The sequence below is a fragment of the Taklimakanibacter albus genome, from assembly GCF_016595235.1.
Taxonomy (GTDB): Bacteria; Pseudomonadota; Alphaproteobacteria; order Rhizobiales; family Aestuariivirgaceae; genus Taklimakanibacter; species Taklimakanibacter albus.
The window spans coordinates 377,318-397,997 of the sequence record NZ_JAENHL010000007.1; the positions used below are offsets into that span (position 1 = coordinate 377,318).

Annotated in this window: 22 protein-coding genes; 6 read left to right on the forward strand and 16 right to left on the reverse strand. The window is 63.4% G+C overall.

Translation table 11 applies throughout. The features are described 5' to 3' along the window. Positions 1-140 precede the first annotated feature (140 nt). Entirely contained in the window at positions 141-602 is a 462-nt protein-coding gene (locus JHL16_RS13285) for a GatB/YqeY domain-containing protein (protein ID WP_200185322.1), read from the reverse strand. Positions 603-715: 113 nt separating this feature from the next. On the opposite strand from JHL16_RS13285, the gene carA reads away from it, so the two are divergent. After that, complete coding sequence (gene carA, locus JHL16_RS13290; protein ID WP_200185323.1) at positions 716-1,951, forward strand: glutamine-hydrolyzing carbamoyl-phosphate synthase small subunit; 1,236 nt, start codon at positions 716-718, stop codon at positions 1,949-1,951. Position 1,952: 1 nt separating this feature from the next. Next, on the forward strand, positions 1,953-2,759 hold the full coding sequence (locus JHL16_RS13295; protein ID WP_200185324.1) for a ribonuclease E inhibitor RraB: 807 nt from the start codon (positions 1,953-1,955) through the stop codon (positions 2,757-2,759). A 3-nt stretch (positions 2,760-2,762) separates the two neighbouring features. Here JHL16_RS13295 and JHL16_RS13300 read toward each other — a convergent pair whose 3' ends face one another. Both JHL16_RS13300 and JHL16_RS13305 read right to left on the reverse strand, forming a co-directional pair. After that, the gene (locus tag JHL16_RS13300) at positions 2,763-3,341 is read right to left on the reverse strand and encodes a TetR/AcrR family transcriptional regulator (protein ID WP_200185325.1); all 579 of its coding nucleotides are present in this window, start codon (positions 3,339-3,341) and stop codon (positions 2,763-2,765) included. A gap of 62 nt (positions 3,342-3,403) precedes the next feature. Then, positions 3,404-3,790 (reverse strand): cupin domain-containing protein, encoded by a 387-nt coding sequence (locus JHL16_RS13305; RefSeq protein ID WP_200185326.1) that lies wholly within the window; start codon positions 3,788-3,790, stop codon positions 3,404-3,406. 308 nt (positions 3,791-4,098) lie between these two features. Here JHL16_RS13305 and JHL16_RS13310 point away from each other — a divergent pair, with 308 nt between their 5' ends. Next, complete coding sequence (locus JHL16_RS13310) at positions 4,099-5,094, forward strand: CorA family divalent cation transporter (protein WP_200185327.1); 996 nt, start codon at positions 4,099-4,101, stop codon at positions 5,092-5,094. Here JHL16_RS13310 and JHL16_RS13315 read toward each other — a convergent pair whose 3' ends face one another. The 12 genes from JHL16_RS13315 to JHL16_RS13370 form a co-directional block, all read right to left on the reverse strand. Next, positions 5,095-5,688 (reverse strand): SCO family protein, encoded by a 594-nt coding sequence (locus tag JHL16_RS13315; RefSeq protein WP_200185328.1) that lies wholly within the window; start codon positions 5,686-5,688, stop codon positions 5,095-5,097. Positions 5,689-5,690: 2 nt separating this feature from the next. Then, positions 5,691-6,173 (reverse strand): copper chaperone PCu(A)C, encoded by a 483-nt coding sequence (locus JHL16_RS13320; protein WP_200185329.1) that lies wholly within the window; start codon positions 6,171-6,173, stop codon positions 5,691-5,693. A gap of 12 nt (positions 6,174-6,185) precedes the next feature. Next, on the reverse strand, positions 6,186-7,550 hold the full coding sequence (locus JHL16_RS13325; protein WP_200185330.1) for a PepSY-associated TM helix domain-containing protein: 1,365 nt from the start codon (positions 7,548-7,550) through the stop codon (positions 6,186-6,188). Between the two features lie 82 nt (positions 7,551-7,632). Beyond that, positions 7,633-8,034 (reverse strand): hypothetical protein, encoded by a 402-nt coding sequence (locus tag JHL16_RS13330; RefSeq protein WP_200185331.1) that lies wholly within the window; start codon positions 8,032-8,034, stop codon positions 7,633-7,635. A 2-nt stretch (positions 8,035-8,036) separates the two neighbouring features. Then, complete coding sequence (locus JHL16_RS13335) at positions 8,037-9,443, reverse strand: amidase (protein WP_200185332.1); 1,407 nt, start codon at positions 9,441-9,443, stop codon at positions 8,037-8,039. 69 nt (positions 9,444-9,512) lie between these two features. After that, the gene (locus JHL16_RS13340) at positions 9,513-10,217 is read right to left on the reverse strand and encodes an anti-sigma factor (protein WP_200185333.1); all 705 of its coding nucleotides are present in this window, start codon (positions 10,215-10,217) and stop codon (positions 9,513-9,515) included. Beyond that, a complete protein-coding gene (locus JHL16_RS13345; RefSeq protein WP_200185334.1) occupies positions 10,204-10,794 on the reverse strand; it encodes a sigma-70 family RNA polymerase sigma factor in 591 nt (196 codons plus the stop codon). Before JHL16_RS13345 ends, JHL16_RS13340 begins: the two co-directional genes overlap by 14 nt. A 373-nt stretch (positions 10,795-11,167) precedes the next feature. Then, the gene (gene glcF / locus JHL16_RS13350; protein ID WP_200185335.1) at positions 11,168-12,493 is read right to left on the reverse strand and encodes a glycolate oxidase subunit GlcF; all 1,326 of its coding nucleotides are present in this window, start codon (positions 12,491-12,493) and stop codon (positions 11,168-11,170) included. 71 nt (positions 12,494-12,564) lie between these two features. Continuing rightward, positions 12,565-13,065 carry a flavin reductase family protein gene (locus JHL16_RS13355; protein ID WP_200185336.1) on the reverse strand — a complete coding sequence of 167 codons (501 nt, stop codon included), beginning with the start codon at positions 13,063-13,065 and terminating at the stop codon, positions 12,565-12,567. Between the two features lie 88 nt (positions 13,066-13,153). Then, entirely contained in the window at positions 13,154-13,900 is a 747-nt protein-coding gene (locus tag JHL16_RS13360) for an IclR family transcriptional regulator (protein ID WP_200185337.1), read from the reverse strand. 8 nt (positions 13,901-13,908) lie between these two features. Beyond that, positions 13,909-15,108 carry an LLM class flavin-dependent oxidoreductase gene (locus JHL16_RS13365; RefSeq protein ID WP_200185338.1) on the reverse strand — a complete coding sequence of 400 codons (1,200 nt, stop codon included), beginning with the start codon at positions 15,106-15,108 and terminating at the stop codon, positions 13,909-13,911. Positions 15,109-15,226: 118 nt separating this feature from the next. Beyond that, the gene (locus JHL16_RS13370) at positions 15,227-16,168 is read right to left on the reverse strand and encodes a helix-turn-helix domain-containing protein (RefSeq protein ID WP_200185339.1); all 942 of its coding nucleotides are present in this window, start codon (positions 16,166-16,168) and stop codon (positions 15,227-15,229) included. Positions 16,169-16,296: 128 nt separating this feature from the next. Here JHL16_RS13370 and JHL16_RS13375 point away from each other — a divergent pair, with 128 nt between their 5' ends. Both JHL16_RS13375 and JHL16_RS13380 read left to right on the forward strand, forming a co-directional pair. After that, positions 16,297-17,835 carry an FAD-binding oxidoreductase gene (locus tag JHL16_RS13375; protein WP_200185340.1) on the forward strand — a complete coding sequence of 513 codons (1,539 nt, stop codon included), beginning with the start codon at positions 16,297-16,299 and terminating at the stop codon, positions 17,833-17,835. Positions 17,836-17,953: 118 nt separating this feature from the next. Beyond that, positions 17,954-18,151, forward strand: coding sequence for a hypothetical protein (locus tag JHL16_RS13380; protein WP_200185341.1), 198 nt, complete (start codon positions 17,954-17,956; stop codon positions 18,149-18,151). A 131-nt stretch (positions 18,152-18,282) separates the two neighbouring features. Here the strand turns inward: JHL16_RS13380 and JHL16_RS13385 are convergent, their stop codons facing one another. Further along, entirely contained in the window at positions 18,283-19,143 is an 861-nt protein-coding gene (locus JHL16_RS13385) for a DMT family transporter (RefSeq protein WP_200185342.1), read from the reverse strand. 88 nt (positions 19,144-19,231) lie between these two features. On the opposite strand from JHL16_RS13385, the gene JHL16_RS13390 reads away from it, so the two are divergent. Continuing rightward, on the forward strand, positions 19,232-20,677 hold the full coding sequence (locus JHL16_RS13390; protein WP_200185343.1) for an aminotransferase-like domain-containing protein: 1,446 nt from the start codon (positions 19,232-19,234) through the stop codon (positions 20,675-20,677). The last annotated feature ends 3 nt before the right edge of the window (positions 20,678-20,680 follow it).

The window sequence follows — 20,680 nt, forward strand, 5'->3', positions numbered from 1 at the left end:
AAGCAGCGGTTGAAGGACGACAAAGCACCCCGCCGCTATTGAAGCGGCGCGTAATACATTCCGGTGATGACGAGGGTCTTGATCATGACGTGCGGATAGCCAACGGTGCCTTCGTTGTCAATGAGGTTCAACGCGCGGGCTCAGCTGCCCAACAACCCCTTGATCACGCCGCCGGCCTTGCCGAAATCGATCTGGCCCGAATACTGCGCCTTGAGGGCGCCCATCACCTTGCCCATGTCCTTGATCGAGCTGGCGCCGGTGTCCTTGATGACCTGGGCGATCGCCGCCTTCACTTCGTCGTCGGACAGCTGCTTCGGCATATAGCCCTGGATGATCGCGATCTCCTCGCGCTCCTGGGTGGCGAGCTCGTCGCGCCCGGCCTTCTCGTAGATTTCCAGGCTCTCCTGGCGCGTTTTCACCATCTTGGCCATGACCTCGACGATCTGCGGATCATTGACGCCCGCGTCAGGCCCGGCCGTGCGGTTCAGGATATCGCGGTCCTTGATGGCGGAATTGATCAGGCGGAGCGTCGAAACCCGCCTTTTATCGCCCGATTTCATCGCCGCTTTGAGGCTGTCATTGATCTGTTCGCGCAGGCCCATGGGAATATCCTTAGCCGTAAAGGGGTTGAGATACGCCGGGAGCGGCTTGAGCGCAACCTTGACGGCCCCGGGCCCTGCCCATAAGAGAACGCAAATTCAGGAGATGTGAGTCCATGGCCAAGCAAGCCCCTGCCCGGTCGGCGAAACCGAGGGCGGCGAAAAAACCTGCGCGCCCGTCCTTTTCCGACTGGGAGACGCCGCGCATTACCGGGCTCCTGGTTCTGGCCGACGGCACCGTCATCGAGGGCCAAGGTTTCGGCGCCGAGGGCGAGGCGGTGGGCGAGGTCTGCTTCAACACCGCCATGACCGGCTATCAGGAGGTTCTCACCGACCCTTCTTATGCCGGCCAGATCGTCACCTTCACCTTCCCCCATATCGGCAATGTCGGCACCAATGAGGACGACATCGAGACCACCAATCTCGCCGCCACCTCGGGCGTCCGCGGCTGCGTCGTCAAGGCCGCCGTCACCGATCCCGCCAACTACCGCAGCCACCGCCATTTCAGCCAGTGGTTGAAGGCCCGCGGCATTGCCGGCCTCTCCGGCATCGACACCCGCGCCCTCACCAATCTGATCCGCGAAAAGGGCATGCCCAATGGCGTCATCGCCCACAACGCCAAGGGCAAGTTCGATCTCAAGAAGCTGAAAGCCATGGCCGCGCAATGGCCGGGTCTCGTCGGCATGGATCTCGCCAAGGACGTATCGCTGACCCAGCGCATGGACTGGGACGAGACGACCTGGGACTGGAAGACCGGCTATCAGCCTGGCAATGGCGCCACCCACAAGGTCGTCGCCGTCGATTACGGCCTCAAGCGCAACATCCTGCGCTGCCTCACCGCCGCCGGCTGCGAGGTGACTGTCGTTCCGGCCACCGCCCAGGCCGACGACATCCTGGCGATGAATCCCGACGGTATCTTCCTGTCGAACGGTCCTGGCGATCCGGAAGCGACCGGTGAATATGCGGTGCCGGAGATCAAGAAGCTCGTCTCCTCCGGCAAGCCGGTCTTCGGCATCTGCCTCGGCCATCAGATGCTGGCGCTGGCGCTCGGCGCCAAGACCCGCAAGATGCATCAGGGCCATCACGGCGCCAATCACCCGGTGAAGGACTTCACCACCGGCAAGGTCGAGATCACCTCGATGAATCACGGCTTCACGGTCGACCGCGAGACCCTGCCCCAGGGCGTGGTCGAGACGCATGTCTCGCTCTTCGACGGCTCGAACTGCGGCATCGCCATCGAAGGCAAGCCGGTCTTCTCGGTGCAATATCACCCGGAAGCTTCACCCGGCCCCCAGGACAGCCACTATCTGTTCAAGCGCTTCGTCGAGCAGATGGACAAGGCGAAAGGCTGACATGCGGATCCTTCCAGCAGGAAGGGTTTTTCGTATCTGTATGGCCTTTGTTATGCTGGCCGTGTTTCCAATTGGGAACACGGCCGCCGCAATGTCCGATGACGACTGGATCATTTTCCACCGCGAAGCCGAGCCATCGGGCTTCGTGATTGCTGTCAATCAGGCGATATCTTCTAGCCGCCGCACGCCTCAGCACGCTGCTTGTCATGAGCTGCGCTATCACTTTGCACCGGATCAGCGCGCCGAGCGGGGCATGCCGAATGCGGAGACCCAACAACTCTATTATGCTGTCGAAGACGAGCTCGCTGGCATATTGAGTAACGGTGCGGGCGAGATTGTTGCCAGGCGGACTGGCCAGAATATGCGCTCCGTCTGGTACTGCGCACAGGAGGGCGTGGGCGTGAAAGCGCACGCCCTGATCCGCGCGGTCCGGACAATCTCCATCGACTTGCATCCCGTCCCGCTGGCGGAAATCACCGCGCTGCATCCTACTCCGCTCGAGGGGCATCTGGCGCGCGACCATGACGTCGTCTACTCATTGGCTCAGAATGGTGACGACCACTCCATTGCGCGCAAGATCGATCATTTCATCTACGGTACGAACAATCACGACGCGATAGAGGCGCGCTTGCGAAAACTGGGCTTCGCGATCGAACCTGACCGGCGGTCTGACGCCATTCTGTTCTTTCGCGTCTCGCCCATCGACATCGACGCCATCCAGAACGACACGCGCCTCCTCATGAGCCTCTGCGCGGAGTTCGGCTGCGAATATGACGGCTGGGGTGCCCCAGTCATGCCCCGCAAGTGAATATCACGGCCGCGCCGCCACCGAGCGCAGATAGAAATCGAGCATCGTGCCCAAGGGCGCCGGATTGCGCCGCAAGCGGCTGCGCAGTGCGGCCCCCTCCCAGCAGTCGACGAGCAGATCGGCCATCTGCTTGACGTCGCAGTCGCCGGCAATCTCGCCACGCTGGCGCGCTTCCTCGAGGCATGCCGCCATGCGCCGGGAAATCGCTGACAGGCATTCCTCGATCTTGCGCCGGAAGGTGTCGCTGATGCCCGACAATTCCTGGCCGAGCCCGCCGATCAGGCAGCCGAGATAACCTTCCTTCTCATAGGCCTGCATGGTGAGCTCGAAGAAGCGCCGCACCCTTTGCAAGGGCGGTCGCGTCTGATCCGTGAGGCAGGCATCGAGCCCGGCATGAACCTGCTCCATATAGGCCGCGACCACTTCGAGGGCGAAATCCTCCTTGTCCTTGAAGTGATGATAGAAGGACCCCTTCGGCGTGCCGGTGGCCGCGAGAATCTCCTGGATGCCCAGGTCATTATAGCCCTGCTCCAGGAGCATCTGGAGCCCGGCCTGGATCAGGCGTTGTTTGGTCGAATGCATTTTCACTTCGCCGGCAAGGGTTGCCGCCCGACTCCGTCACCGGGCGGCAACCAGAAGAGCGGTCAGGCCTTCAGCTTGTCAATCATATGATCGATGACATGGCTGTGCTCATGCTGCGGGCTGAACATCACGATCTCCGCATCGGCATCGACCTTCACATTATGGCCGGGCGGCCAGTAGAACAGGTCATGAGCTTTGATCGTCTCGCGCCTGCCCTCGCCGTCGGTGGTGGTGAGCTGGCCGCTGAGCACGAAGCCCCAATGCGGACATTGGCATTGATTGCCTTCGAGCCCCTGGAAAAGCGGGGTCGTGTCGACGCCGGCGGCAAGGCTGAAGAACTCGCCGCTGAGCTTTCCGTAGCCGCTGGCATCGCCGAAATCCAAATGCTGGCGGATGACCGCACCCGGAATATCCATCCTCACATCAATCCGATCCTTGGCTATGTGCATATCCAACTCCCTGAGACGAATGACTAGACAGACCGGTCTATTCTTAGAAAACTCCTTTTTTGCCTTACAGTCAACCCTCTTGAAGTCATGGGCTGAGGCGGGCTTTGCTCGGACCTGGAGGTCGAAGATGTGCCATTCCCCGATCCGCTGTTATTTCGAGAACCCCGAAATTCCCTGCAGATCCCTGCTGATCCGCTGATAATCCGCTGTTGATTCCGCTGTAGATCTGCAGCGGATTATCAGCGGATCAGCTGTGTCTCCCACCCGCCCGTCACATGACTGTCACAGGCCCATGTGCTTCAGGAGGGATGCCGGACAATCCTCAGCCCCTCGTTTCACCCGCCGATGTGCCGGGATTCGTCTGCGCCTATCGCTTCGCCGCTGACGGAACGGCACGCAAGCTCACCGAGGCCGACATCGATCCCGAGCTTTCGAGCCCGGAGGGTGAATGGCTCTGGCTGCATCTCAATTTCATCGACCGGCGCTGCGGTCGCTGGCTCGCCCGCTCGGGCCGCTTCTCGACCCTCGCCATCGACTTCATCGAGCACATCCCCACCTACCAGCTCATCGAATGTTTCGCCGCCGATGCCGCCGGCAGCGTCGCCGATCTCCGCCGCGACTTCGAGGGCGAGACGCATGAGACCTGCCGTCTTCATTTCCTCCTCAGCGAGAATGTGCTCGTCACGTTGCGCGCCAAGCCGATCCGCTCGGCCGAACTCATCCGCCGCCAGCTCGATGCCGGCCGCGCCCTCGAAACGCCGGCGCAATTGCTGCTCGCCTTCTTTTCGCATTATGCGCAAGGCATCGAAAGCGTTCTGCAGGACCTCGCCACCGAGATCGAGTTGATCGAGGACCGCGTGCTCGAGGAACGCGTCAGTGACGAGCGCCGGCGCGCCGTGATCGTGCGCCGCGAGGCCGCCATGCTGCATCGCCAGCAGCGCGCCTTGCGCCGCGTCCTCTCCGACGCCCAACGCTCAGCGCCGCGTTTTCCCGCCGATCTCTCGGATCTTCTCGAGCTGCATGCCCATCTCGATCAGGAATTCGAGCAGATCGAGCAGCGCGCCCGCCTCTTTCATGACGAGATCGACGCCAAGCTCGCCGCCGAAACCAACCGGCAGCTTTACCGGCTCTCGGTTCTCACCGCTCTGTTCCTGCCGCCGACCTTGGTCGGCGGCCTGTTCGGGATGAATCTCGAAGGCATCCCGTGGTCCGGCGTGCATGGCGGCTTCTGGTTCGCGACCGCCGCCGCCCTCATCTCGTCCGCCGGCACCTGGCTGTTTCTGCGCTACCTGGATAGAAGTTGATCACCCTTCCTTCAGCAGGCGCTTCAGCTTGGTGAGCCGCATCTCGGGCTTCTCCTCGTAATCGAGCGTGCCGAAGAAACGGCCTTCGCGATCCATGAGATAGACGAGCGCCGTGTGGTTCATCGTATAGCCGCCGTCGCTCGTCGGCACCCGCTCATAGAAGACGCGATAGGCCTTGGCGATCTGCGCCAGCTCATCGGCGCTGGGCCTCAGGCCGATGATGCGCGGATCGAAGCTCGTCAGATAGCTCTTCATGAAATCGAGCGTGTCGCGCTCGGGATCGACGGTGACGAAATAGACTCTCAAATTCTTCGCCTCGTCGCCGAGCTTACCGAGCGTGCTCGACATTTCATAAAGCGTCGTCGGACACACTTCCGGACAATGGGTGAAGCCGAAGAACACCGCGAATGGCTCGCCTTTCAAGCCCGTGCTGTCGATCGTCTCGCCCGTCGTGGCGGCGAGCTTGAACGGCCCACCGATCGTCACCAAAGGCTGCACAGCGCCCTTCTGCTGACCGAGATAGAAATAGGTTCCGACACCGGCAAGGCCCGTCACCACCAGGGCCCAGAGGAGAATGCGCAAAACTCTCAGCATGCTCACATCCCCTCATGTTCATGGCCGGCGCCCATCGGCTCGACCTTGAACTCGACCGCGACGGGGCCGGCCTTTTCGAAAGTGAGCGTCGCCTTGAAGCGCGTATCCTTGGTCGGCCGCTGCTTCAGATCCATGAACATCACATGGTTCGACTTCGACTTGAGCTCGACCGTTTGCCCTGCCGGGATGACGAGACCGCCTGCGATCTCGAACATCGACATGACGCCGTTCTCGACTTTCATGCCGTGGACCTGGGCATTGCCGGCGATCTCGGTCGTGACCGAAACGAGACGGTCGTCCGCCGATCCTTCATTGGTGATCTTGAGGAAGCCTGCCGCCACCTTGGCGCCCATTGGCGGCTCAGGTGTCCAAGGGTGATTGATGACGAGGCTCCCCACTTTGTAGTCGTGTGCATGCGCGACGGAGCTGGTGAAGGCCGCGACGGTGAGCGCGACGGCGACGATGATTTCTCTGACAAATTTCATGGAGGGTATCCTTCAGGCGAAAAGCTTGGGAGCGAGGAAGTCGGCGGCGAGCGCCAGGAGCAGCGTCAGGCCGACCAATGGAAAGACGATGCCGACGGCGCAGGCGATGACGAGGATGGTGCGCGGTATGCGCAGATCCTGCGGATAACGCGGTGCGCCGAGCGATCCTTCCGGCCGCCTCTTCCACCACATCACAAGCGCGGATGCCGCCATGGCGATGATGGCGAGACAGGCCACGAGCATCACGAGCTGATTGATGAGCCCGAATTCCTGGCCCTGATGCACGCTGACGCCGAACTCGACCGCCTTGCCGATCGGGCCGAGCTCGCTGAAGCCGCCGTCGAAGAGCGGTTTGCCCGAATATTGGTCGAGATGGATGACGCGCTCATTGGCGACCTGGTCAGGAAAGACCGAGGCCGAATAAACGCCTTCGCCATCCTGCGGCAGGTCGATGACATAACCCTTGCTGATGCCGAGGCGATCGAAGATCGAAACCGCTTTGTCGAGGCCGATCGGCTCGCCCATGCCGGCGCTGCTTTGCGGCATCGGGGCATTTTCGAGCGACCACGAGGTCTGCGTCATCGCATGGCCCATATGGGCCGAATGCGCGTCCGACTTCGGTACTTCGCTGAAAAATTGCGTCGGATAGCCGAGGCCATATTGGTCCGCGAAGCTGTTGAGCTTGGCGCCCCAGAAGCCCGACCACGGCAGCCCGGTGATGGCGAGGAAGAAGATGAGCGCGCCCGCCACCGCACCGGTGACGGCATGCAGGTCACGCCAGAAGATGCGCTGGCGCGGCTTCTGGCGGATGCTCATGACGCCACCCGTCTGGCCGCGCGGCCACCACAGATAGAATCCCGTGATGACGAGAACGAGTGTCCAGCCGGCGACGATCTCGATGATGCGGTTGGGCAGCCAACCGAACCATTCGAGACTGTGGATCTTCTTGACGAACTGCATCAGAGGCGTGCGCGACGAGCCTGAATCGGCGAAGCGGCCCAGCACCTGGCCGGTCTGCGGATTGACGAACACCGAGAGCCGGCCTTCGCTCTCGCTTGCTATGCCGACCTCGGCGCTGCGGTCGGCCGCTTCAGGCGGCGCATAACGGAACGCCGTTCCGGGCACCACGATCTGCGCCCGCTTCACGATCTCGGTTGGTGACAGATACGGCGCATCGCTCGGCGTTACGGTGAGCTCTTTTGCGTAAACGAGCGCGTTGATCTCGTCTTTAAACAGATAAAGGCTGCCGGTGACGGCGAGTGAAATGAGGAAGGGCAGGACGAGAAGTCCCGCATAGAAGTGCCATCGCCATACGGCGCGGTAGAGCGCATAGGTCGACGGCGCCGCGGTATCCCGCGACAATTCGGCAACGGACATGAGACGTCTCCATGAGACATAGGCAACCGCGCGTAATCAGCGCGCTGTCATTTGATCACTACGGATGAAAAAGGTTTCCGCTTCAGGCCGGAGGGCCGCGTGACTGGATGTCCGAGGAGAACAGGCCGAAGGTCGAAAGGGCAAAGACCTTGGGCGATGCGAGCGCCAGGACGTTCTGGCGTGGCAGTGGAAATTCGACGTCAGGCGCGGCACTGGCTGCCGCGACCGAGCCGCTTAAAGGGCACGCCGTCGCGCAGAGAATACAATCGGGCTGATGCTGCACCGGCTGGCCGGGCACCTGAGGGGCGCCCGACATCGAGCAGACCTCGGCATTCGCGAGATCGCGCAGCAGCAGGAATTCGGCGGTCGCATCAGGTTTGGGCAGAAGTCCCAGAAGAATCGGAATCAGCAGCGCATAGAGGGTGAGGACGGACCAGGAGGCCCTTCCCCGCCGCAATGCGCTGGTGAAACTCCGTCTCTGCATCTTTATCCTTCGAGCGTCGGACGCCGCTTATGCCAGTCGCTGGCATCCTCATAGGCCTCGGCGGCCCGGAGCACGCCTGCATCATCGAACATCCGGCCGATGATGTGAAGCCCGATCGGCAGGCCGGCTTTGGTGAAGCCGCAGGGCACACTCGCCGCCGGCTGTTGCGTCAGATTGAAGGGATAGCTGAACGGTGTCCAGTTCACCCATTTGCCGGTGCCGTCATCGACGGGCGACAGCTTGCCCGCGTCGAAGGCCGGAATCGGCAAGGTAGGCGTCACCAGGAGGTCGTATTTCTCCATGAACTGGCGCATCTGCGTGCCGAGCGCGCCACGTGCTTTCACTGCGTCGAAGTAGTCTTCAGGCGTCATCTCAAGTGACTGCTTCACCACATCCGCCAGGCCCGGATCGAGGAGCTTCTTTTTGGCCGCCGGAAGACGGCCGAGCAGCGCACGCGCGCCCGACCACCAGAGCACGCGGAAAATCGGTCCCGGATCGGGGAAGCCCGGATCGACAATGTCGATCTTGGCACCCTGCGCGCGCAGGATATTGACCGCCTTCTGCACCGCTTCCGCGACTTCCGGATCGACATCGGCATGGCCGAGCGCCGGGCTGAAGGCGATGCGCAGACCCTTGACGCCTTTGTCGAGACCCTTGCCGTAGTCGCGTCCGTCATAAGGCAGCGAATGCCAGTCGCGCAGATCGGGCTTGGCGATCACATTCATCATCAAGGCCGCATCGGCGACACGGCGCGTCATCGGTCCGGTATGCGCCACCGTGCCGAAGGGCGACAGCGGCCAGGCCGGCACGCGCCCGAAGGATGGCTTGTGGCCGAAGATGCCGGAGAAGCCGGCCGGGATGCGGATCGAGCCGCCGCCATCGGTGCCGAGCGCCAAGGGCGCATAACCCGCGGCGACCGCGGCGGACGAGCCGCCCGATGAGCCGCCCGGCGTCTTGGTCGTATCCCAAGGATTGCGCGTGATGCCGGTGAGGGGTGAATCCGTGACACCCTTCCAGCCGAATTCCGGTGTCGTGGTGAGGCCGAGCAGCACCGCACCCTCTTCGCGCAGCCGCGCCACCGATGGACCATCATGATCCCAGGCCTGATTGCGGTCGACGGTTTTCGAGCCGCGCAAGGTCGGCCAGCCTTTGACCAGGATGAGATCCTTGACCAGCGTCGGCACGCCGTCGACGGCGCCGAGAGGCTCGCCCTTGTGCCAGCGCTTCTCGCTCGCTTGCGCCTGCTTGAGGGCCGCCTTCTCGTCGACCAGGCACATCGCATTGATCTTCTTGTCATGCCGGGCAATCTGGGCCAGGCAGGCTCGCGTCATATCGACGGGTGAAAGCTTTTTCTTCTTGTAGGCTTTGACGAGCTTCGTCGCGCTCAGCCAGTTGAGATCATCTGTCATGGCCCCTCCGTTTCGGCCGGAGCTTAGACCAGGTTGCGCGGGAACTTGGCCGCGCTATCTGGCCGCAGCTTATTCGGTCGCGACGAGCTTGCCGGTATAGAGGACGGGTCCGGTCGGAGCGCCGGTCGGCGATCCGCCCTGCGGCTCGAGGCTGATGGCGAAGACCGTTTCGCCAAGGGTCGCGGGATCGACCTTGCCGAGCTGGCTTGCCGGGATGCGCAGGCTCGCATCGATGACGCCGAGCGATTGCGGATTGGCGCGTCCGCCGCCGACCGCCCACAATTCATAGGTCTTGCCGGCTTCGGCTTGCGAGCCCAGCCGCTTGACGCTGATGGTGCCGTCCTTGAGGTCGATCGAGGCGACGAAGGCGGGCCCCGGCCCTTCCGGCTGCAATACCGCCACGTAATTGCCGGGTCCCGGCGCCGGCGCCGGCTTGAAGATGATGAAGAGCGCCAATGCTGCGGCGACCGCCGTGGCCGCGAGCGCTGCGCCACGCCAGAAGCCGAGGCGCTTCTTGAGATCGACCACGGTGTTGCCGCCGGCGCCGGCGAGCTTGTCGATGCCGGCGAGGACACGGGCCCGCAGTTCGGCCGACGGCTCGACGCTGCGGGCGGCGAGCAGCAAAGGCGTCAGGCGACGTGTCCATTGGTCGACCGCGGCGGCGAATTCAGTGTTCTGCGCCACGAGGGTCTGCGCTTCGAGACGCTCATCCGGCGCGAGCGTGCCCAGCACATATTCACCGGCCAGGGCTTCTAAGGTTTCATCGAGCGCCATCGAGACACTCCTTGAGCGCAATCAGGCTGCGCCTCAGCAAAGTCTTGATGGTGGTGACCGGCCGCTTGAAACGTTCGGCCAGCTCCTCGCGGGTAAAACCTTGCCGGTAGGCGAGCAGCACCAGCTGCTGGCGCTCATTCGGCAGGCCCTGCATGCATTCGCCGAGGCGGCGCAGGTCGCCCGCCTGTCCGGCAAGCGATTCGGGATCGGGTGATTCGTCGGCAAGCGTTTCGTCGAGCTCGCTCGCCAATGCGGCGAGCCGTTCCGCCGAGCGGCGCTTGAGGTCGATCGCCTGATTTCGGGCGATGGTCGCCATCCACGCCATCGGGCTGGCGATCGTTTCGTCATAGGAGGAGGCCCGCTGCCAGATGCGCATGAAGGTTTCCTGGAGCGCGTCCTCGGCCAGCTCGGCGCGCGGCAGGATGCGGCCAATAATGCCGAAAAGTCGTCCGGAAACAACATCATAGAGCTTCGCGAAGGCGGTCCGGTCGCCTCGCGCCACCTGCGCCAGCAATTGCCTCAGATCGTTATCCATGATCCCCACGGCAAAAGGCATGAAGGTGAGTACGATAGTCATGAAGTCCATTACGGGCCAGACCCTTTTTTGGGTGCAGGCAAGGCTGACGCTGCGGCCGGGAAACCTAAACGCCAGATGAACGCCGTGTTCAGGGTCGATTACTCGGCCGTCGCCTAATGTCCTCTCCAACAACGCAGACGAGATGACGAAAGCGAGCGAGAGATGACCATCTCACCAGATCACGAGGCCCCCGCGCCGAACCACTGAATTCACGAATTCCGGAAGGCGGTCGCCCGGTCTAACACCCGCCCCTCTCGCAGATCGTGTTTCTGCTTTCCGGAACCTTCCTCCCCAGCGGCTCACTGTCCCCCCCTGATCCCCTCGAGAGCCGCTCAACTAGGGCCCCTTAACCGGGGCCCTTTTCTTTTCGCCGCTACCAGATGCCGCCCGTATCCGGCGCAACTTTTTTCTGAGGCGCGCGTAGCGTGACCGCGGCGAGCGCCGGCGGCATCGGTCCACCGCTCGCCCAATCGAGCAGCTCGACCGTGTGCAGCACCGGCAATGGTGAATGACCGGCAAGCTGAATCATGCAGCCGATATTGCCGGTGGCGATGATGTCGGGATCGGTGCTGTGGATATTTTTCGCTTTCCGCGCGCCGAGCTCGTTCGCCATGGCGGGTTGCAGAAGATTGTAGGTGCCGGCCGAGCCGCAGCAGAAATGTTTCTCGGGGATATCGAGCACGTCGAATCCGGCCTGACGCAACAGCGCGCGCGGCTCGCGTGTCACCTTCTGGCCATGCTGCATCGAGCACGGATCGTGATAGGCCACGCGATAGGCTGGCATCTTGCCGCCGACATCGCTCAGCACTTCACTGATGTCCTTGGCTAGGCCTGCGATCTCCGCGGCGGACCTAAGCATCTCCGCGTCATGCGCGAAGAGATGGCCATAATCCTTGACCGTCGTGCCGCAGCCCGAGGCATTGACGATGATCGCATCGAGGCCGTGTGTTTCCTTTTCCCGCGCCCAGGCCAGGATATTGGCGCGCGCAAAAACCTTCGCCTCATCTTCGCGGCCCATATGCAGAGGCAGCGAACCGCAGCATCCGGCGCCAGCCGCGATGACGACGTCGCAGCCCTGCCGCTGCAGGAGCCGGATGGTCGCCGCGTTGATATTGCCGTTGAGCGCCTGCTGCGCGCATCCGGCGAGAAGGGCGACACGTTTGCGCCGCACGCCCTGGGCTGGATGGACAGTCACCGCAAGGACATTGGCGTGAAGCTGCCCTGGAATCCGGGCGAAAAACGGTTTGAGGCGCACAGGCAGTAATGGCGCTAAGGGCCTTGCCAGGCGCGCCAGGCGCAGCATCGCTTGGAAGAGCCGCGGCCGCGTCAGGGTTTTGGCGAGGGCGGCGCGCATCAGGCGATCGCTCAAAGACCGATGATGATGGCGCTCGATATGCGCCCGCGCCCGATCGACCAGATGCGCGTAATCCACCTTCACCGCGCAGGTCGTCATGCAGGAGAGGCAGGAGAGACAGCTGTCGATATGCCGGACCGTCTTGGCATCGGGCGCCCCGCCTTTTTCGAGCATGGCGCGTATGAGATCGATACGGCCGCGCGGCGATTCGTTCTCGTCGCGCGTCAGCACATAGGTCGGGCAGGCATTGGTGCAGAAGCCGTAATGCACGCAGGTCTCGAGGATCCCGTTGGCCTCTGCGATCTCCGGGTCGCGCAATTGCTCTTCGCTGAAGGCTGTCTTCATCCCTGTAGTCTAGGCGAGGCCATCTGTTCATTCCTGCCTGTAAGCGCAGGGCGATTTGTCCATCCCTGCAATCAATCTTTGGCTTGGCGGTAGTAACTGCCGCCGCCATAGAGCAACGGATCATGATCGGCTCTCACCTTCACGTCGCCGACGCGGCCCAGGATGACGTCATGGGTCCCGACCGGAAACCTGTCGGAGATCTCGCAGAAGATATTGGACTGCGCGTCCTCGAGGAACGGAATACCCGCACCGTCACGCCGCCATTGCCCGAGCTGGAAGCGGCTGCCGCGCAGTTGCGAATTGGCGAAGCTCGCGATCAACTCATGATGGTCGCGATGCATGACATTGATGCAGAAGCGCCCGGAAGCGACCAGCGCCGGATGCAGCGTCGTCTCGCGATTGACGCAGATGAGGCAGGTCGGCGGCGCCAGCGACACGGAGGTCACGGCGGTCGCCGCCATGCCGCGCCATTCACCGTCCGCGGTGCAGGTCGTGATCACCGACACGGTTCCCGTAAAGGTCCGCATCGCGGCGCGGAACTGTTCCTCGGTATGTGAGCTCAGCGCACCCATGGCCCTCTCCATGACGGTGGAATGCTCCGCCGATCGGGCGCTTCCGTCAATTCCGCCGATGCGCCTGGCGCAAGTCAGCGGCAATATTTCAGATCTGATTGGCGAGATCACGCCATTCGCGCCGCAGCGCCTGGCGGATCATATTACGCTCGCGCTCCGAGCGGTGGATATCGAAGCTGACGGCGATCGCCAGCTTCTCCTCGCGCTGCTGATGCAGCAAGGGCGTGGCGAAGCAGGAGAGATGCGGATCGAGCTCGCCATCCTCGACATGGATGCCGTCCTGCTGGGCGTCCTGCAGCGCGCCGGCGAGATCGTTCCAGCGCGTCTTGGTCCGTGCCGTGAAGGCAGGATAAGGCTCCTTGGGCAGGAGCGCGGGCCGCTGCACCTTGGCGACACTGCTGAGAAGCGCCCGGCCTGCCGCCGAGGCCCAGAGCGGATAGCTCGGGCCGACTTCGATATCGATCACCGCCCGCCGGTTGCTGGCGAGCCTCGCCAACGTGACCGCCTCCGACCCCACGAGCTGGATGAGATACACCGTCTCGCCGCAACTGTCGGCGACGCGCGCCATCGGCGGGGCCGCCACCTGGAGCAGATGGTCGACCCACACGGAGGCAAGGCGAAGCGAACGCGTGCCGAGCGCATAGTGGCGATTGGGCAGGCGGCTCGCATAGCCGTGCGCGATGAGCGTCGCCAGAAGGCGCGAGACGGTCGCCGGATCGACACCGAGCTGCTCGGCCGCCTCATTGGCGCGGATTCCGCCCGGCGCCTTGCGCTGCATCATCTCGAGGAGATCGAGGGCCCGAGCGACCGAGCGGATTTCACCCGCGCCCGCCATGGTGGCCCCTATCCTTTTCCGGCGACGGCGTCCGGAAATTTGGGAATGACCTGCTCGCCGAAAAGCCGGATGGACTCGAGCATGCGTTTCTGTTCCGTGATCCCGCCATACATGACGAAGATCATATATTCGACATTGAGCTCGTCCTTCAATCGCTGAATTTCCTCGCCGACCGTGTCGGGCGTGCCGACGATCTGGAAGCCGCTCGCAATCATCTGCTCGAAAGTTTTGGGAACCGGACCTTCCTGGCCCTTCATGCGCAGCGCCTCGAAGAAGCCGAACTCACCCAGCCAATGGGTCCAGAAGGCCGCACCCTGGCGCGCCGTCTCCATCGCCTCCTCATGCGTGCGCCCGACCGCGAGATTGCGGCACAGAGCGACGCCGCCGCCGGTCGAATATTCGCCGAAGCGCAGAGTTCGCCCGTGCTTCGCGGCTTCATCCATATAGGCCTGGAACACCCAGCGCACGATATCGAGATTGGCCGCCAGCGTGACCACCGAACTGCCGATCCGTGCCGACCAGTTGAGCGTTTCGGGACTCTGCGTCAGCGTGGTGAAGAGCGGCGGATGCGGACTCTGCCGGGGCTTGGGCACGGTCGCCACCTGCTTGAGCGCTCCGTCCGCGACGCCGGCATTGAGCCTGGCCGAGATCGGGTGCTTCCATTCGAGGCCGCGCGGCGGCACTGAGATGAACTCGCCTTCGAAATCCCACAGATCCTCGGTCCAGGAGCGGCGCATCACCTCGAACCACTCCTCGACGATGCGCCGGTTGGTCGCCTCCGTCTCGGCCTTGCCGGTGCCGGCGGCATTGGCGCGGTAATGCTGGCCCATGACGCCGACCGAGCGCGGCTGGTAGCCGCGGCTCAAGCCGATATCGAGACGCCCGCCGGTCAGGTGATCGGCCATCGCGATATCTTCCGCGAGCCGAAGCGGATTCCAGTTAGGCAGCACCAGGCCCATCTGGCCTTGCCTGAGCCGCTTGGTGTGCTGGGCGAGATAGATGTTGAGCATCAACGGATTGGGCGTGACGTGATAGCCCTCGATCTCGAAATGATGCTCGGCGAACATCATCGAGGTCCAGCCGGTTTCATCGGCGCAGATCGCCTGCTCGCGCAGGTCCTCGATGGTATTGGCGTAACGATCCCGGTCCAATCCCCACAGGCCAGTACCGAGCTCCGTCTCCGATGCAACGGCGACGGGGTAAAACATCCCGAATTTCAAAGCGAGCCCTCTCTCAAAGATCGCGTTTAGATGCGCGTCCGAGTTGCTTCCGAAGTGGCCGGAACGTCAATTGGCGAAGTTGCGCCTGGCGCAAGAGAGGCGGAATTTAAGGTTTCCGCGATGCGGCGCGGAAATCGCGCGGCGTCACGCCGTATCTCGCCTTGAACACCTTGCTGAAATGGGAGATTTCGCGAAAACCCCAATCGAAGGCGATCTCGGTGATACTCTGCTGATCGAACCGCACATTGGCGAGCGTGCGCCGGCAGGCTTCCAGCCGCTCGGCCAGCATCCACGCGCCGAAGGTGGTTCCCATGCGCTGGAAACGCAGATGCAGCGTGCGCACCGAAATGCGCAATTGCCCTGCGACATAAGGCGGCGAGAGATCCGGCCGATGCAGATTTTTCTTGAGAAAGGCGAGCAGCGTGTCGGTCGGCAGCTCGCAGGTCTGGCGTTCGAAGGATGAGGGCGCGCTGGCGAGCGCCAGGAGATTGCAGACATTCTCGACCAGGAGATCGGCGGCATCCGCGCCGAGCGCCGGGTCGGCGCAGAGTTGTGTGAGATGCGCGCGCGCCAGCTCCGCATAGACACCGTCACCGCTCACCTTTATCGGTGGCGAGCGCCTGATCCACGGGGCTTTCTCCTCGAGCCTTCGGCGCGGGACGAGCGCCAGCGTGCGCCGTACCGGTGTCGGGAAGTCGACAGAGAAGGATTTCTCCACATCGACGATGGCGATCTCACCGGCATCGAGGAGAAGCGACGCATCGCCCTGGGCGATATGGCTTTGCCCCTCCTCCTGCCAGCTCACCAGATAACCCTCCTCACCCGAGCGCAGGACATGGTTGCGATGGCGCAGGATGCGATGTGGCCTGGACGTGAAGCGGGCCACTTTCGTGGGTCCGCTGGCAAAGCCGGAAATGCGCGCCTCGAAGCTTTCCGATCCCAGCCGTTCGGCATCGACATGCAGGATCGCCTGGCAGACCGCGTCGCGCCAATAGGAAAAGCGCAAGCGGGCTTCCGCATCACCAGTCGACCAAACGGTTGGGGTCATCTGAAACCTCGGGCTACCGATAACTTACTCCATCTGCGCGTCGAGACAACTCGCCCTGCGCTGCCGGATAAGACGGCGGAAAGGCGATCATCTAGACCTCAGGCTTCCCGCCAAAACAGGAGGCGCCGATGGATGCCCGCACTTCCGACCTCAACGCGTTTCTCGCCGCCGCCCGGTCCCTCCTCGGTGAGGACGGCGTCAATCACAGCGAAGAGACGCTGCGGCGATATGGCGAGAATACCTTGCCGGGCGGCGATGTCCGGCCGGCGGCCGTGATCTATCCGGACTCGACGGCGCAGGTTCAGGCGATCGTCCGCCTCGCCAATGAGCATAGGGTGCCGCTCTATCCGGTAAGCACCGGCAACAATATCGGGCTCGGCAGCCGCTCGGCCAGCGCACCGGGCCAGGTGGTGGTCGATCTCGGCCGCCGCATGAACCGCATTCTCGAGATCAACGAGACCTTGGCCTATGCGGTGGTGGAGCCCGGCGTCACCTATCAGGCGATGTATGACGAGCTGGTGCGGCGCGGCAACAAGCTCATGCTCGATGTCACTTCAGGCCCGCCGCAAGGCGGCATGCTCGGCAATGCGCTCGACAAGGGTGCCGGCTACGGCCCCTATTTCGATCATTTTGGTTTCTCCTGCGGCATGGAAGTGGTGCTGGCCAACGGCGAGATCCTGCGTACCGGCGACGGCGCGCTCGACAGCCCCGATGTCTCCAACTGGCATACGTCGAAATATTCCTTCGGCCCCATTCTCGACGGCCTGTTCACTCAGTCGAATTACGGCATCGTCACTCGCATGGGCATCTGGCTGCTGCCGCGTCCGCCCGCCATCCGGTCATTTCATTTCGCCTATGATGACGACGACGACCTCGCTGAGATCGTCGATCTGTGCCGGCCGTTGAAGCTGTCGAATTTCGTGCCGACCCTCTTCCGCGTGGCCAACGACCTCTATCTGTGCGGCACCGAGGGCGAGAGTCCGGAATATCGTGCGAGCGGCGGCAAACGTTCCATCTCGGCAGAAGGCCGGCGCGCCCTGCGTGCGAAGCACGGCCTCGGCGCCTGGAATGTCTCCGGCGCGTTTTATGGGCCGAGCCCTGCCGCGATGGACCCGATGATCGAGCGGGTGCGCGCCCATTTCGGCCAGTCCGGCAGAGCGCGCTACATTCCACATGAAGAGGCGCAAGCCATCGCGCCGCTCGCCATCGCCATCAACGCCTTTTCCGGTGTGCCCGGTCACGGCGAGCTGGGATTGCTCAAATGGCGGCCGGGCGGCGGCAACAGCTGGTTCCTGCCCGGCACCCCGATGATCGGCAAGGTCGCCAACGAGTTCCAGCAGCTCTGCCGCGGCATCTATGAGGAGCACGGGCTCGATTACACGGTGATGAATGTCTGCTCGGCCCGTTTTGCCCGCGGGCTGCATGTTCTGGGCTTCAATCGCGAGGATGAGGATGAGCGCCGGAGGGCCGAGGCCTGTTACCGCAAGATGGCCGAGGAAGTGGCCCGCCGCGGCGTCTATGTCGGCCGCGCCCCGGTCGATTTTCACGAGTTCCATATGGCCCAGGCCATAGCCCCGTTCCGGGACGCCTGTGCTGGGATCAAGAATGCCCTCGATCCGAACGGCATCCTGGCCCCCGGCCGCTATGGGATTCACGGTCATTCTTAATTGAGAACAAGAGCTTAGCCAGATTAACGCCAGATGAACGGCCCATTCAGGGAGGGTTCCGGCAGCCCATGGCATTGTCCTTGCAACGCTGAAAGTGCGTTTCGAGAGGGCCTATCCGATGCGTATCCTTGCCACCACACTTCTTGCCGCCCTGCTGCTCAATGCCGGGGCGCTGACCAGTGACAACCGGGCCTATCTGCGCGCCAAGATCACCGCCGACAGCAATGTCACGACGCTGACCAAGAACCAGCCCTGGCCGGTCAAGAGCCAGATGAAGATTGAACCCTGCTCGCTCGACGGCTGCGTCGGCGTCTGACCTTTCAACGTATCACCTGATGAGTTTTATTCCCTGGCCTGCCAAGGCCAGGGTCGGCCGGAGGGCGGCGGAGCGGCACTCACGCCCCTCTCGAAACCGCGACCTGTCGCCCTCCGGTTCTTAATTCCGCATCACGCGAAACGCTTGGCGCCCGCCACACAGGCCACGATACCGAGGGTGACGGCGATCATCGCCGGGCTCACATATTCGCCGAGCAAGAGCGCCGCGATGGCGAGCCCGAAGAAGGGCTGCAGCAATTGCAGCTGGCCGACCGCGGCGATACCGCCCAGCGCCAGGCCGCGATACCAGAAGATGAAGCCGACCAGCATGCTGAACACCGACACATAAGCGAGCCCGGCCCAGGCCGGCGCACCTATGCCGTTCCAGCTCTGTGGCCAGAAGGCGACGAGGAGGACGGCCATCACCGGCAATGAGATGACGAGCGCCCAGGAGATGACCTGCCAGCCGCCGAGCCGGCGCGACAGCTTGGCGCCCTCGGCATAACCCAGCCCGCAGACGATGATCGCCCCGAGCATCAGGGCGTCGCCCAGGGGCGCCGCGGTGATGCCTTGCGCCAGCGCGAATCCCACCACCAGGGCGCTGCCGAGAATCGAAAACAGCCAGAAGGCCGGCTTCGGCCGCTCGCCGCCCCTGAGCACCGCGAAGATCGCGGTGGCGAGCGGCAGGAGGCCGACGAAGACGATCGAATGGGCGGCGGTGACATGCTGGAGCGCCAGCGCGGTCAGCAGCGGAAAGCCGATGACGACGCCGAAGGCGGTGACGATCAGGGGAACGATGTCGCTCTTCTCCGGCCACCGCTGGCGAAACAGCATGAGCATCAGCCCCGCCAGGATCGCGGCGATGGTGGCGCGCGCCATGGTGAGGAAAAGCGGGTCGAAATCATGCACGGCGAGGCGTGTCGCCGGCAGCGATCCGCTGAAGATGACGACGCCCAAAAATCCGTTGATCCAGCCGATTGCGGTTCTGTCCATGCCGCTTCTGTGGCCGATGCCCCCTGGAAACTCCAGGGACAGACAAGTACAATAAGGCCAAACTGTACTGGTGACAGGAGCAATACAGATGGATCATGGCGTCCCGGTTACAAGGGTAGACCAGGTCATCGCCGCCATTCGCGACCGCATCGCCCGCCGCCTCCTGACGCCGGGCGCACGGCTGCCCTCGATCCGCGCCTTCGCCGATAGCCAGGGCGTCTCCAAATCGACAGTGGTCGAGGCCTATGACCGCCTGGTGGCCGACGGCACCATCGGCTCGCGCCGGGGCTCGGGCTTTTACGTGTCGGGGCCTATGCCGCCGCTTGCTCTGACCGAGATCGGCCCCAGCCTCGACCGCGCCATCGATCCGCTCTGGGTCTCGCGTCAATCGCTCGAAGCGGGCGACAGGATGATGAAACCCGGCTGCGGCTGGCTGCCTACCTCTTGGATGCCGGACGAAGCGCTGCGCCGTACCTTGCGCACGCTGAGCCGGCGCGAGCACGCGCTTTATCTCACCGATTACGACCGCCCGCACGGCCTCGCCCCGTTGCGGCAATTGCTGTCGCGCCGGCTCGCCGATCAAGGCATCGAGGCCGGCCCCGACCAGATCCTGCTCGCCGATTCGGGGACCCAGGCCATCGATCTCCTGTGCCGCCTGCTGCTCGAGCCGGGCGATACGGTGCTGGTCGATGATCCCTGCTACTTCAACTTCCTGGCGATGCTGCGCGCCCATCGCGCCCGCGTCGTCGGCGTCGCCTATACGCCGGCCGGCCCCGATCTCGATGCCTTCGCCAATATCCTCGCCGCCGAGCGGCCGCGCCTCTACATCACCAATTCGGCCCTGCACAATCCGACCGGTGCCTCGCTCTCATCCACCACCGCCCATCGCCTCCTCAAGCTCGCCGAGGCGCATGGCCTCACCATCATCGAGGACAGCATATTCGCCGACCTCGAGGTCGAGCCGGCGCCACGCCTCGCCGCCTTCGACGGGCTGGAGCGCGTCGTCCATATCGGCAGCTTCTCCAAGACCTTGTCGGCTGCATTGCGCTGCGGCTTTATCGCCGCGCGCGCCGACTGGATCGACCGGCTCATCGACCTCAAGCTCGCGACCTCCTTCGGCAGCGCGCCCCTCTCGGCCGAGTTCGTCTATGGCGTGCTCAGCGACGGCTTCTACCGCAAGCATCTCGACAGCCTGCATCGCCGGCTGGCGCAGGCCATGGGCGAGACCCAGGCCCGGCTCAAGGCGCTGGGCCTCACCCCCTGGTGCGAGCCCAAGGGCGGCATGTTCCTGTGGTGCAAGCTTCCGGACGGACTGGATTCGGCCGATGTCGCCCGCCACGCTTTGACGGAGAATGTCGTCCTCGCCCCCGGCAACGTCTTCAGCGTCTCGCAACGTGCGGCAAGCTACATGCGCTTCAACGTGGCGCAGTCGCGCAATGCCAGGCTCTATGCGGTGCTCGAAAAGGCGATGGCGGCGAGCGCGGGATGCGAAAAAGTGGAAGCCGGTTTTTCGCGAGAATCCCGCGCCAAATAGATG

What these genes read in the sequence shown, in the direction of transcription:
- JHL16_RS13285 (WP_200185322.1), bottom strand. Translation starts at nt 602, where the DNA reads ATGGGCCTGCGCGAACAGATCAATGACAGCCTCAAAGCGGCGATGAAA.
- carA (WP_200185323.1), top strand. Translation starts at nt 716, where the DNA reads ATGGCCAAGCAAGCCCCTGCCCGGTCGGCGAAACCGAGGGCGGCGAAA.
- JHL16_RS13295 (WP_200185324.1), top strand. Translation starts at nt 1,953, where the DNA reads ATGCGGATCCTTCCAGCAGGAAGGGTTTTTCGTATCTGTATGGCCTTT.
- JHL16_RS13300 (WP_200185325.1), bottom strand. Translation starts at nt 3,341, where the DNA reads ATGCATTCGACCAAACAACGCCTGATCCAGGCCGGGCTCCAGATGCTC.
- JHL16_RS13305 (WP_200185326.1), bottom strand. Translation starts at nt 3,790, where the DNA reads ATGCACATAGCCAAGGATCGGATTGATGTGAGGATGGATATTCCGGGT.
- JHL16_RS13310 (WP_200185327.1), top strand. Translation starts at nt 4,099, where the DNA reads ATGCCGGACAATCCTCAGCCCCTCGTTTCACCCGCCGATGTGCCGGGA.
- JHL16_RS13315 (WP_200185328.1), bottom strand. Translation starts at nt 5,688, where the DNA reads ATGCTGAGAGTTTTGCGCATTCTCCTCTGGGCCCTGGTGGTGACGGGC.
- JHL16_RS13320 (WP_200185329.1), bottom strand. Translation starts at nt 6,173, where the DNA reads ATGAAATTTGTCAGAGAAATCATCGTCGCCGTCGCGCTCACCGTCGCG.
- JHL16_RS13325 (WP_200185330.1), bottom strand. Translation starts at nt 7,550, where the DNA reads ATGTCCGTTGCCGAATTGTCGCGGGATACCGCGGCGCCGTCGACCTAT.
- JHL16_RS13330 (WP_200185331.1), bottom strand. Translation starts at nt 8,034, where the DNA reads ATGCAGAGACGGAGTTTCACCAGCGCATTGCGGCGGGGAAGGGCCTCC.
- JHL16_RS13335 (WP_200185332.1), bottom strand. Translation starts at nt 9,443, where the DNA reads ATGACAGATGATCTCAACTGGCTGAGCGCGACGAAGCTCGTCAAAGCC.
- JHL16_RS13340 (WP_200185333.1), bottom strand. Translation starts at nt 10,217, where the DNA reads ATGGCGCTCGATGAAACCTTAGAAGCCCTGGCCGGTGAATATGTGCTG.
- JHL16_RS13345 (WP_200185334.1), bottom strand. Translation starts at nt 10,794, where the DNA reads ATGACTATCGTACTCACCTTCATGCCTTTTGCCGTGGGGATCATGGAT.
- glcF (WP_200185335.1), bottom strand. Translation starts at nt 12,493, where the DNA reads ATGAAGACAGCCTTCAGCGAAGAGCAATTGCGCGACCCGGAGATCGCA.
- JHL16_RS13355 (WP_200185336.1), bottom strand. Translation starts at nt 13,065, where the DNA reads ATGGGTGCGCTGAGCTCACATACCGAGGAACAGTTCCGCGCCGCGATG.
- JHL16_RS13360 (WP_200185337.1), bottom strand. Translation starts at nt 13,900, where the DNA reads ATGGCGGGCGCGGGTGAAATCCGCTCGGTCGCTCGGGCCCTCGATCTC.
- JHL16_RS13365 (WP_200185338.1), bottom strand. Translation starts at nt 15,108, where the DNA reads ATGTTTTACCCCGTCGCCGTTGCATCGGAGACGGAGCTCGGTACTGGC.
- JHL16_RS13370 (WP_200185339.1), bottom strand. Translation starts at nt 16,168, where the DNA reads ATGACCCCAACCGTTTGGTCGACTGGTGATGCGGAAGCCCGCTTGCGC.
- JHL16_RS13375 (WP_200185340.1), top strand. Translation starts at nt 16,297, where the DNA reads ATGGATGCCCGCACTTCCGACCTCAACGCGTTTCTCGCCGCCGCCCGG.
- JHL16_RS13380 (WP_200185341.1), top strand. Translation starts at nt 17,954, where the DNA reads ATGCGTATCCTTGCCACCACACTTCTTGCCGCCCTGCTGCTCAATGCC.
- JHL16_RS13385 (WP_200185342.1), bottom strand. Translation starts at nt 19,143, where the DNA reads ATGGACAGAACCGCAATCGGCTGGATCAACGGATTTTTGGGCGTCGTC.
- JHL16_RS13390 (WP_200185343.1), top strand. Translation starts at nt 19,232, where the DNA reads ATGGATCATGGCGTCCCGGTTACAAGGGTAGACCAGGTCATCGCCGCC.